The following is a 12,072-nucleotide window of genomic DNA, read 5'->3' as shown; positions in this document are numbered from 1 at the left end:
CAGGCTTTAGGAGCCGGAATGCGTAAGTTGGTACAGATTTGTTTTGGCGTTGTAAAACATCAAAGCGAATACCGCCCGCAAGTGGTTAGCTAACCCTTTACGGACGGTTCGGAGAGATGGTATCTACAGGGCGACAACATAGGCAGCGTTAAATACCGGGCCTAGCGATTATCGATGGATCCGCGTCGGGCTAAAGCCACGACCTACAAAAATACGGGAATGGCGTTACACTCCGTGCAATGTAGGTCGTCCTTTAGGGCGACAATCCTGACGGGCTAAACCCGACCTGCATTTGAGCGTGGCTAATAAAATAATACTATTTTATTATTTTGATTCTTTTAAGAACATTTTTTATGTTTTTAAATAAATGTACTTTAATGCCTTGTAAGTTACCGTCCGCTAACAAACTAAAAAATGTAAAGCTTTTATGCTTTATTTTTTCATACAAGGCAGCCATGCCCTTCTTTTCTTGTAGAAGCTGTGTAATATCCGCCAGGCTTTTTCTTAAAGAATCTAACTCTTCTTTTATGATGGCGTGCTCTTGTTCACGCTGTTGGTTATTAGCCAGTTGCTGTTGTTGTTGCTGCTGTTGCTGCTGCTCACGCTGACGGCTGTTGGCGAGTTCTAATTGCAGCTCTGATAATAACCCTTCATTGTGTTTTTTTGATTGCTCAAGACCAAAAAAATTCCAGCACATAAATAGCAGTGCATTAATTTGTTTATCAGTATAAAAGGGCGTTGTTAATCTAAAAAACTTAGCCAGTTCTGCACTGTGATCCTGTGGTTCAAGACCTATACCCATGCCACTTAACTGGGCGCTATACCAGGCCGTTACTCCCGGCACGCGTTGCATTTGCCCTTTAGCGACCAGTTGCACCCAAAAGTTCCAATCTTCATACATATCTAACCGGGTATCAAACTGGCAGGCCTGGCTTATTTTATTGTTTTTAAATAAGACTGAGTGAATGGGTAAGTAACTTTCATAAGCCAGCCGCTGAGGGTCAAACTCATAATCAAAAACTTTCAGTATCTCTGGTTTAGTTGCTGAAAACACACAGGCAGTGTCTGAATAAACAGCAATAAGTTCAGCGTTTTCCTGTAATACCGGAAGCAATTTAGATATATGATCCGGATCTATCCAGTCGTCATCATCTAAAAATAATAGTGCTTCACCCTGGGCCTCTTTTAAAGCCACATTAGCGGCGTTAGAGCGTCCTTGGTTAACCTCTAAATTAACCACATTAAGCTGAACCTGATGTTCGTTCGCCAGGCTTTCTAATTCTGGGTCGGGTGCTTCACCACCATCATTAACAATCACAACTTCTAACGGGCGATGGGTCTGCTGTAATGCTGAATCTACCGCTTTAGCAAGAGTAACAGGACGGTTAAGGGTTCTGATTAAAATTGAAACAAGGTTTGCATCGGTTGACACCATCAACTCCTATCCATGCTAAAGTGTTGTATTTATTAATTATTTTAATGTGTTTATCAAGTGCAGAAAACCTTTTATTCGTTAGTGAGCTTTTTGGCTCCGTTTTATGCTGGGTTTCGGCTTTCTGTGGTCTTGTGCTAACTATTTTTGGCCTTGTGGTAAATAGGCAGGCTGGATCTGCTCAGCCGCCTGCCCATCAAAAACAGGCCGATATTGTCTCAGATTTTGCTGGGCAAAGCAGAAATAGTTTGGCTCATTGGCAATGATTGAGACTGTAAGGAATCAACAGGCGTTGCGCATACGCGCATCACTTTTTAATCTCAGACCATTTTGCTACAATTCCGCTCTGCTGGTTTGGCTACTCTTGCCCGCAATCCTTTTTGGTGTCTACGGCTTATTTTTTGTAAGGACGGCTCCTGTCCGTTAGCTGCCTGGTTTATGTGCTGACTTAAATTTTGCTATGCAGGTTTTTTAAAAAATGTCTGAGAACATCGCCAAAAAAGATCAGGGTGCTGCCTGCCCTAAAGTAGCTATTTTACTGTGTACCTATAATGGCCAGCACTTTCTTAACGAACAGCTTGACTCTTTTTCAGCACAAAGCCACTCCAATTGGCAGGTCTATGCTTCGGACGATGGTTCAACGGACACCACTCTACAAATTCTGAGAGAACGTCAGCAAAGCTGGCCCGGTCAGCCGCTGGAAGTCCTTTCCGGCCCAGCCAGGGGTTTTGCTGCTAATTTTCTTTCTTTAACCTGTAATACCGACATCGTCGCAGATTACTATGCTTACTCTGATCAGGACGATATTTGGGAGGCAGACAAACTTGAGCGTGCGCTGCGTTTTCTTCAATCAGTACCTTCTGATATGCCTGCTTTGTATTGCTCCCGCACTCGTTTAGTCGATACAGAGAACAATGAAATAGGCCTGTCTCCTTTATTTAATAAAAAACCTAGTTTTGCTAATGCATTAATGCAAAATATTGCGGGCGGTAATACGATGGTTTTTAATAATGCGGCACGTGATTTATTAGTTGAGGCGGGCGAAGGTTTAACAATTAATATACATGATTGGTGGGTTTATATTTTAATCACTGGCTGTGGAGGTTTGGTGCATTATGATCGTCATCCCTCTATACGTTATCGCCAGCACCCGCATAACTTAATTGGTATGAACTCTTCCTTTGCTGCTCGTTATAAGCGTATATTGAAACTCTGGCACGGTCATTTTAAAACCTGGAATGATCAACATATTACGGCTTTGCGTACCCTTGAGCACAGGCTTACATCTGAAAATCGAAAAATAATAGATAACCTTATTGAAGCACGACAGAAAAAAATGATTTCGCGTTTAATTTTAATAAAACGTTGCGGTTTTTACCGTCAGACTTTCCTGGGTAATCTGGGATTAATTTTTTCTGCTATTTTTAATAAATTATAATAATTTATAAGTTGTTATAATAAACCTAATTAAATTTTACGGAAACTACCCCACGTTATGAATATCCTGATTCAATCAGCTAAAAATAAAGTATTACGGTTGCGCGAGATTTTTTTATCGTTGGCTAAGCGTGTTTACTGGAAACTGCCAGTAAAGATAAGAAACCCATTGGTGAACTTTATTTATCGGGTGTTTCCCTGGGTTTTTTATGGCACGCCACACTTCCATATGTGGAAAAATAGCAAGATTTTAACGCCTGCTATAAATCATTGTGAAGAATTAATTTTAATTGAAGACTTGCCGCCAGCAAAAAAATCACTGGGCCGCATTGCTATTCATCTGCACATGTATTACACCGATCTGTCTGATGAATTTGTTGGCTATTTAAAAAACATGCCGTTTAATTATGACTTATACATCTCTGTAACGGATGAACAGGGCAAGGCCATCTGTCAGGAAAAATTCAGTAACCTCCCACTGCTTAAGCATCTTAAAATAGAAGTGGTGGCTAATCGTGGGCGTGATATCGCTCCTATGTTTTGTGCCTTTGGTGAACAACTTGCCCGATATGATTACGTGGCTCATTTACACAGTAAAAAGTCTTTGTACAACAAAGGTGCAACTGAGGGTTGGCGTCAATACCTGTGTAGCAGCCTGCTGGGTAGCCCGGAGCAGATTCGCAGAATTTTTACTTTGCTACAGGGCAATCATGCCCGTGGCCTTGTTTACCCGCAGAATTTTTACCTGATACCTTATTTTGCTAACCATTGGCTGGCTAATAAGGCTTTGGGGGCTCAATGGTGTGCACGTCTGGGTATTCGTCACTTCCCTAATGTCTATTTTGACTTTCCTGCCGGTACTATGTTTTGGGCGCGTACAGCGGCTATTAAGCCGCTGTTTGATGCCGGAATTACCCTAAATGATTTTGCTGAGGAAGCTGGGCAAACCGACGGCACTTTTGCCCATTGTTTAGAGCGTTTGCTGGGCCTGGTCAGCCCCAGTCAAGGCTATCCCATTGGAATCATTAAAGACAGGCAAACACCCAGCTGGTCAGCCTGGCGTTTCAATACTGTGCTAGAGCGTAGCTTTGAAATAATCCATCAAGAGCTTAATGCTTCAAAAGTAAAACTGATCGGCTTTGATATTTTTGACACCCTGCTCACTCGCCCTATGCTGGACCCGGAAGCGGTTAAAGAAATTGTTGCGCTTCGGGCAGGCCGTTCCCCGGAGAACCCAAATTTAGGAAAAATCTATCTGGAATACCGTGCACAGGCTGAAGCAAGTGCCCGACAACAAGCCGGTCGCGATATTAATCTGCACGTTGTTTATCAACATTTTCAGAAGATGACCGGTCTGCCGCAAGAACAGGTCAGTCAGTTGCAGGCACTGGAAGAGCAGGTTGAGTACGCCAGTGTTAAACCGCGCAAAGGCGGTTTAGAGCTGTTTCATAAGGCTCTGGCCACCGGCAAACCTGTTGTGCTTATCTCGGATATGTTTCTTCCTGTAGAGCACATAAAAACTACCTTGCATGATCATGGTATTGAAGGCTGGCAATCACTGTATCTTTCCAGTGATATTGGCCTGCGTAAAGATACTGGCGAGCTCTACAAGTATCTGTTCGATAAATATGCTTTGCAGCCCCAAGAGTTTCTTATGGTGGGTGATAATGAACGTTCCGATTTACAGATTCCACTCGATTTAGGCGCAAATGCACTGCACACCTTACGTGCCACCGATATTACCCGTTCACTACCGCGCTGGCGTCGACTGCTGGAAAACATTGAGCAACAGGGCGATTTAAATGCCCAGCTAACCTTGGGTTTGGTGTTACAAAAGAACTTTGCTGCAGTCGCCTATCCACAGCTTAACCCCTACAACTTAATTAAACCTACCGCATTTAATATAGGTTATAGCCTGGTTGGGCCTTTGTTAACGGGCTTTGCGCACTGGCTGTCAGAGCAAGCGCGGGACAATAATATTGAGCGCTTGTATTTTCTTGCCCGGGAAGGGGAGCTTATTAAGCAGGTGTTTGATCGTTGGACGGCTAACCTTGACGTGTCTGCCAGCAGCCATTATCTGGTTGTTTCGCGTCGCGCCGTTAGTGTGCCATCGCTGAAGAACCTGGATGATATTCTCAAAATTGCCCGGAACAATTATTACTCTAATAACCTGGCGGGCTTTTTGAAAGAACGCTTCGGTCTTAGTTTAAGTGCCGAGCAGTGGCAAACCATTTCTGAGCAAACGAACTGGCAGGCAGATAAACAGGTTGAAGTACGTGATGGAAACACTAAGCACCTACTCGAACTCTTCAAGCTGCTGGAAGCTGATATCCTTGCTGCTGCAGCCGTAGAAAAAGCCGCCTTACTGAAGTATTTAGCCAGTCAGGGAATGGAAGCTGATGGCAAACAAACGGTCGTTGATGTGGGTTATGGTGCCACCATTCAGGGATACCTTAATGGGCTGCTAACCCAATCAACGCAGGGCCATTACCTGCTGACCGATGACCGTTCGGAGGCTGTAGCACAACGCCACAGTGTTGATACCACGGGCTGTTACTATGAGGGTGTTCAACCGACTGTTGGTGCCCCTCTAATGTATCGCTACAATTTTGAGTTAGAAAAACTCTTAAGTTCTGACTCTGCACAAGTTGTAAAATACACCGAGACTGAGCAGCAAATAGCCGGTGTTTTCCGTGATCTGTCTTTACAGGAAACAGCCTGCCAACCGCTACGGGAAGAACTACAACAAGGTGTATTGGCTTATGTCGACGATGCTATCAATATACGCGAACAGTTATTGCCAGAGTTTGCACCTTCAACTCAAGTGGCTTGCCAGCTCTATGAAACCTTTGTAAGCCAGCTATCAGATGAAGAATTAGCATTTATGAAAAAAATAACTTTAGATGATTACTACTGCGGTCGCGGCCTTGTAAGCTAGCAGGTTGGTGGTCGCTGTAGGTTGCCCTTCCTATCTTTTCTCGTAGGTCGCCCTTTAGGGCGACAACACGGGTAGCGTTAAATGCCGAATTGGCGTTTACGGCGGGATCGTTGACAGGCTAAAGCCCGACCTACATTTTGCATGACGCTAATGAAGGTCGTCCTTCTCACCTTTTCTGTAGGTCGCCCTTTAGGGCGACAACACGGGTAGCGTTAAATGCCCCGCACCGTTTACTTTGTACGCTATTTATTATGTGCACTGTTTACTATGCGCTTTCAGTAAGGTTTAGCGTTTGCTGTAAACGTAAGTTGTTCTCTGGTTGATGGTGCTGTTAAAGCCATTGACGTTAATAACTGTCTTCGTGCGGATCTCCCCGCTGTTACCGGAGAAGCTACAGCTTACCAATTCCCAGGTGTATGCACCGCTGCTGTCTTTTAGGTCGTCATACAGATCATCTACACAGAACTCACTTTTTGAGTTAGGTTTCATGGTTTTTTCTATAAAGCTAACTACCGGAGAAGCTGTTTCGTCTACGTAGGTTGATATGGTCAGGTCATAGCCTGCGGTATAGCCATCTAAGTCTTGGATGATATCGCTATAGTCATCATCATAGTCGATATCGCTGTCTACATAGACCGGAAGTGTGTTGTTACCTTCCAGGAAGTTGGTCAGCAGGGTTGAATAGCCATCGAAACTACCGCTGTTTTCGATGGAGGCCAGCAGGTCGTCCAGTACCTCGTCCCAGTCGTCGCCAATATCAAAATCTGTGGTGACCGGGTTGCCGCTGGGCAGATCAAAGCCGGAGCTGTACAGTGCGCTGGTCAGGCTGGAGGTGGCGGCATCAAGCTGGCTTTGGCTGAGACTGATATCGGTACGGCTGAACCAGTCTTCCGGGGATGTGGCGGCGGCGCGGGCAACCACCAGATTGGTTAATGGTGTGATATTAACGGTGCCGAAGCTGCTGGCAAAGCTGTACAGATCACTGTTCAGTAGCGGGCTGTTAACCTTCAGGGCGCAGGGTAGTGCGTTCTCGCCAATGTCGCCGCTCCACTCGCCGTCAGTATCTGTGACAACACTGCTCAGGAAGCCTGTGCCATCGGCACATTTGGCAATCACCGGTTGGTTGGCAATGGCAGCACCTGTGGCTGCGGTTCCTTTCAGGCGGGTTGCGGATGCGTCATCAAGACTATCACTGTCACTGCTGCCACCACCACAGCCACTTAGAATGGCCAGACTGATACCTGTGACAAGAAGGTTTTTTTGCTTCTTCATTTCAATGTTCCTTAGAAATTAAGTCAAAGTCCTTGCAATAGCGCTGCTGCTTTTAACGGTTTTATTCTAATTTAACCTTCGCTTTATTAACGGTTCTTGCATTCGCGGGCTAATTTAGCCGATTTATATCTGATTTTAAACAGCACTTTCTGGGGATTTTACTCTGGACTGGATTTTTACGCGGGCTCTGCTAAACCTTAAAAAGGTCATAATACTGTTGTGGACAGCTTAGGGTTGTAATGCGGTTTTGATAGGAATTTAAGGATATGTGTAAGGAGGACAGGATGTCTTATCCAAGGGTTGTGCACCACGGTGGTGCCGAGGGAGTTACCGGAAGTTGTCATCAGCTTTTTCTTTCTGCGGCATGTTCGGTGCTGGTGGATTGCGGCTTGTTTCAGGGGGATGAGGCCCGGGACCGGGAGGATCTGACCATTGAGTTTGATCTGACATCGGTGCAAGCGGTGGTGATCACCCATGTGCATATCGATCATGTGGGCCGTTTACCCTACCTGCTGGCGGCGGGGTATAAGGGGCCGATTATCTGTTCTGAGCCTTCGGCGATGTTGTTGCCTCTGGTGATTGAGGATGCGCTGGAGATCGGCTTTACCCGCGATAAGCGCTTGATTGAGCGGGTTTTAAAGCAACTGACCTCTCAGTTGGTTGCCCTGCCTTATAAGCAGTGGCACGGCATTTACGATGAGGGCGGGGTCCGTCTCAGGCTTAAGTTGCAGCGGGCGGGACATATATTGGGTTCGGCCTTTGTGGAGTGTGATCTGCAGCGGCCCGATAACGCTGAACGTGTGGTCTTTTCCGGTGACTTAGGCGCGCCCTGGTCGCCGTTACTGCCAGCGCCGAGATCACCGTATCAGGCGGATAGGCTTTTTCTTGAAAGCACCTATGGTGATAAGAGCCACGAAAACCGGCGGCAGCGTTCTGCGGCGCTTCTGGGGTATCTGCAGCGCTCTATTGAACAGGAGGGTTGCCTGCTGATTCCGGCCTTCAGTATTGGTCGCACCCAGGAGCTGCTGTACGAGATTGAACATCTGATCCATAAAGCTGACGCTGATTCACCCCTAAAACAGTTAGAGGTGATTGTGGATTCTCCACTGGCGGCGCGCTTTACTGAGGTTTACCGGAAACTTAAGCCGTTCTGGGATGCTGAGGCAAGGCGTCGGCTGGGCAGCGGCAGACATCCGCTTAATTTTGAGACGCTGTATACGGTGGGCGATCATGGGGAGCATCAGCTGACGGTGGAGTATTTAAGCCGTTACCGGCGTCCGGCGGTGGTGATTGCCGCCAGTGGTATGGCTGCCGGTGGCCGCATTGTTAATTATCTGAAGGCCTGCCTGGGTGACAAACGGCATCAGGTTCTGTTTGTGGGCTATCAGGCTGCGGGGACACCGGGGGCGGCACTCTTAAAGTATGGCCCAAGGGGCGGTTGGGTTGAGCTGGAGGGTAAGCGCTATGATGTGCGGGCGCAGGTGGCGGCGCTGTCCGGTTATTCCGCCCATGCAGATCAGTCCGATCTGGTGCGCTTTGTCCTTGGAATGCGGCGTTTGCCGGGGAATATCAGTCTTATTCATGGTGATTCTGCAGCCCGGAAAAAGCTAAAGCAGGTGCTGGAAGCTGAGTATGCTAAACGGGGCACCCCTGTCGTTGTACGACTTGCCTGAGCGATTGAGAGAGAGGGGGATTGTGATTCTGAGTAACCCTTTGTTTCTTAGTGTTGCGCTCAGTTGGTGCAGGTTATAAAGGGTTGTGACTTGTTTCGCAATATGACGGCCTGTGTGTTGAGTGGTGAGGAGGTAAGTGGTATTTATTTGCCTGGGATCATAAATAAGTGTTAGTCCAAAGTTTAGAGTATTTTGTTCTTTTTTAACTTTATTTCGTTATTTTTTATAGCATTCTACTGGGATACTTATCTTTTTCTGGTTTTTTTATGATGCCTTATACGGCTCATTCAGCCTTTTTCTTTTGCCGGGTAACATCTTTAGCCGTCTCATTATGTGAGAATATGTAATTTATGTTTAAGTTAGAGGATTTACCCTGTGATTGAGCCGGAGTCTGCTATGGGTCGGGGAAAAAGCACTGAGTGTGCTGCTGCCTGGTTGTCTTTCTGTATGGTACAGGCGTTTTTGTTGGTTTGCGTTCTTATGATCAGTGCAACGGATGCCCTGGCGGATGAGGTAAACTCCTTGGCTGAAAAACCTGCCCCGCTGGCTGATGTTTTGCGTGGGGCGCAACAGGTACTGTCTGAGGGAGATACTGCTGCGGCTCTGACGCTTTTGTCTGCGGCGGAGGCGGAGTATGCCGGGGTGCCTGAATTTGACTATCTTATGGGGCTGGCGGCGGTCAGGTCTGGTCAGCCATCGGTGGGGATTTTTGTGCTGGATCGTTTGCTGCAGGTACAGCCTGATCATGCGGGGGGGGCGGCTTGAGCGGGCTATCGCTATGACTCAGTTGGGGCAGTTCAGTGCCGCAGATAAAGAATTTGCTTTGCTGCAGACTCTGGAGCCTCCGGCGAAAGCTGCGGAGCTGATCCGTAAATACCGGGAGCAGATAGCAGAGCAGAACAGAAAAAAAACCGAGCCTTCCCATCGTTTCCTGTTGGGGGCTGGCCTGGGCTTTGATTCGAATGTGAATGGCGCGCCCTCTGATTATCAGCTGGATCTTTTTGGCGGACTTTTTCAGACCCGGATCAGTGATGAGTCCGGTTATTTTTCTGATCTTAATGCACAGTATACCGGGCTGTTTCCTGTTGATGATCGTCATACCCTTCAGTTTACAGCAGGGGCCCAGAGTCGGCTTTATACGGAAACTGAGCTGCAGCCGTATTCGGTGACCGCTCTGCAGGCCAATGGTATATGGCGCTATAAATGGCTGACGGATCACTTTGTGATCACCCAGGCTAGTGTGGGGCGTGTATTTACTGAACAGCCGCTGGAGCCGCTTTTTGATCTGCTGGTGTTGAGGGCAGGAGTTGAGCAGCCTGTGTTGACGGAGAGTTATCTTTCCACAGGGCTGTCCCTGAAGAAGGCGGCTTATACCGAGGCTTCAAATAACGACTATGCTGCATTAAAGGCGGAGGCGGCGTTGTCGGTTCCGGTTGCGAGCTGGCTGTTGCAGGGGGCTTCTGCTTTAGAGCGGGAGTTTGCTGATGACCGGCGGGACGGTGGCGATGCCTGGCGTGGGCGTTTGCAGTTTAAGGCGGATAACCGGCTGAGTAACCGGTTGAATCTGCAACTGGGCGTGTCATATCAGCGGCTTGTTTATGATACGCGGGGGTTTGGCTTTTATAACCAATGGTCAGATGCTTCCCGGGAGGATGATGTTTTTTCCGGTACGGCAGCTCTGACCTGGATTCCTGAACCCGATTGGTATGTGACGACCGGGGCAGAATACCGCAAGCAGAACTCAAGCATTGATTTTTTTAATTTTGATCAGGTTATTACGAATATCAATGTGGCTTATTCGTGGCGCTGAGAGGCAGAGAGTGATGAACAGATTCGTTTCGACAGCAGGCAAGTGGCACTCTGCCTCGTTTAACACCTGGGTTTTGCGTGCAGCTTTTGTTCTGTTGCTGGTTTTGCTTTTGCCCCTGTCGGTTAGAGCTGCAGAGGGCTCTGGGCAAGGGGAGAGCTCGGGGCAAGGGGACGGCACTGGGCAAAAAGAAAAAGCCGGGCAGCTGATGTTTGTGCACGGTACTGTGGTGCATGAGCAGGAGGGGAAGAGCAAGCCCGCCCGGCGGGGAGCGAGTGTTTTTCAGGGTGATCGTCTGGTCACCGCTTCTGCCAGTAGCGTGCAGCTCCGTTTTACCGATGGCGGTACGCTGGCGGTTAAACCGAATTCAGAGATAACGATCTCAGAGTATACCTTTACGGATAATGCCGATGCCTCTTTTCAGAAAACAGATATTGTCCGCGGTGGCTTGCGCTCTATTACCGGTGCCATAGGCCACCGTAAACCGGAAAACGTCAGTTTCAGAACGCCGGTGGCGACCATCGGTATCCGGGGTACCATTATTCGTCTGCTGCACTTTACAGAGGGAACGACTGACCTGCCTTCCGGTACACGCTCAGGTTCATACCTGATGGTTGAACAGGGGGCTGCTGCGGCAACAACAACCGGAACCCGTGTGATTCGCGCCGGTCAGGCTCTGGCGATGTACAGCCCTGATACGCCGCCGGAGGCTTTTCCGGCAGATGCTGCCATCTTTAATACGGCTCCGGGTGGCCCAGGCCCGGATGCTCCCCCCGGCAATGGTGAGCAGGGTGAGCCCCGCAGAGGCCCGGCAAACCCGGTGCCTGGTTTAGGGGTAGGAGAAAACCATCTTCAGAATCCTGAGGTTCAGGAGCAGCAGCTTAAAAAAGAAGAGGAAGGTGATCTGGATTTTGTTGAAGCTGCCTGCCGCGAAGAGGGCTTTATTTCCTGTGCTGATAAAGAAGCTAAAGAACTGGCTGAACTGCAGTGCCGAAATGAGGGCTTTGCTTCCTGTTCGGCGAAAGAATTTCATTTGCTGACAGAGGCAGCCTGTCGGGCTGAAGGTTATACATCCTGCTCGGCTAAAGAGTTCCATCTGCTGACGGAGGCGGCCTGTCGGGCGGAAGGTTATACCTCCTGCCAGGCAAAAGAGGCATTCTTACTGGCGGAGTCGGCGTGTCAGGCGGAAGGTTACACCTCCTGTCAGGCTAAAGAGGAGTCTTCGGCTGAGGAGACGATTTGTCAGAGTGCGGGTTATGCCTCCTGTGCAGAAAAAGAACTGGCGGAGCAGATTGACTCCCGTTGTACTCTGCTGGGTTATGACTCCTGTGCGCGTATCTTGTCAGGGGGAGAAAACCCTATCGGCTCTGTGACGCAAAAAGGTCTTTTGTTTGCAGGGACTGCGGGCTCTGTTTTGAGCTTTGACGGAGCAGAAACCCAGTGGGAAAGTTTTACGGATACCTCCGGTGAGGTTGTGCCGGTTCTGGTGGGGCTAATCTTGATAGCGGCCTGA

At 48.2% G+C, this 12,072-nt stretch carries 9 protein-coding genes; 7 read left to right on the top strand and 2 right to left on the bottom strand.

Translation table 11 applies throughout. The annotated features are described in order from the left end of the window. Positions 1-316: 316 nt before the first annotated feature. On the bottom strand, positions 317-1,432 hold the full coding sequence (locus BTA35_RS16180; RefSeq protein ID WP_160055335.1) for a glycosyltransferase family 2 protein: 1,116 nt from the start codon (positions 1,430-1,432) through the stop codon (positions 317-319). Here BTA35_RS16180 and BTA35_RS17770 point away from each other — a divergent pair. The 3 genes from BTA35_RS17770 to BTA35_RS16170 all read left to right on the top strand — a co-directional run bounded on the left by BTA35_RS17770 (position 1,426) and on the right by BTA35_RS16170 (position 5,807). Beyond that, on the top strand, positions 1,426-1,698 hold the full coding sequence (locus BTA35_RS17770) for a hypothetical protein (protein ID WP_139363684.1): 273 nt from the start codon (positions 1,426-1,428) through the stop codon (positions 1,696-1,698). The genes BTA35_RS16180 and BTA35_RS17770 overlap by 7 nt on opposite strands. 212 nt (positions 1,699-1,910) lie before the next feature. Continuing rightward, positions 1,911-2,870, top strand: coding sequence for a glycosyltransferase family 2 protein (locus BTA35_RS16175; protein WP_078320858.1), 960 nt, complete (start codon positions 1,911-1,913; stop codon positions 2,868-2,870). Between the two features lie 171 nt (positions 2,871-3,041). Then, positions 3,042-5,807, top strand: coding sequence for a rhamnan synthesis F family protein (locus BTA35_RS16170; RefSeq protein ID WP_160055338.1), 2,766 nt, complete (start codon positions 3,042-3,044; stop codon positions 5,805-5,807). Positions 5,808-6,092: 285 nt separating this feature from the next. On the opposite strand, the gene BTA35_RS16165 is transcribed toward BTA35_RS16170, so the two are convergent. Further along, complete coding sequence (locus BTA35_RS16165; protein WP_078320856.1) at positions 6,093-7,079, bottom strand: hypothetical protein; 987 nt, start codon at positions 7,077-7,079, stop codon at positions 6,093-6,095. Positions 7,080-7,363: 284 nt separating this feature from the next. Between BTA35_RS16165 and BTA35_RS16160 the strand changes: the two genes are divergently transcribed. The 4 genes from BTA35_RS16160 (at position 7,364) to BTA35_RS16145 (ending at position 12,072) form a co-directional block, all read left to right on the top strand. Continuing rightward, positions 7,364-8,752, top strand: coding sequence for an MBL fold metallo-hydrolase RNA specificity domain-containing protein (locus BTA35_RS16160; RefSeq protein ID WP_078320855.1), 1,389 nt, complete (start codon positions 7,364-7,366; stop codon positions 8,750-8,752). 396 nt (positions 8,753-9,148) lie between these two features. Continuing rightward, a complete protein-coding gene (locus BTA35_RS16155; RefSeq protein WP_146060016.1) occupies positions 9,149-9,517 on the top strand; it encodes a hypothetical protein in 369 nt (122 codons plus the stop codon). 13 nt (positions 9,518-9,530) lie between these two features. Beyond that, entirely contained in the window at positions 9,531-10,562 is a 1,032-nt protein-coding gene (locus BTA35_RS16150) for a hypothetical protein (RefSeq protein ID WP_139363683.1), read from the top strand. 13 nt (positions 10,563-10,575) lie between these two features. Continuing rightward, the gene (locus tag BTA35_RS16145) at positions 10,576-12,072 is read left to right on the top strand and encodes a FecR family protein (protein WP_161489881.1); all 1,497 of its coding nucleotides are present in this window, start codon (positions 10,576-10,578) and stop codon (positions 12,070-12,072) included.

The organism is Oceanospirillum linum, assembly GCF_001995095.2.
Classification (GTDB): Bacteria; Pseudomonadota; Gammaproteobacteria; order Pseudomonadales; family Halomonadaceae; genus Oceanospirillum; species Oceanospirillum linum.
Note: the sequence above shows the minus strand (reverse complement) of the source record. Positions and strands in the feature narration are given on the sequence as shown.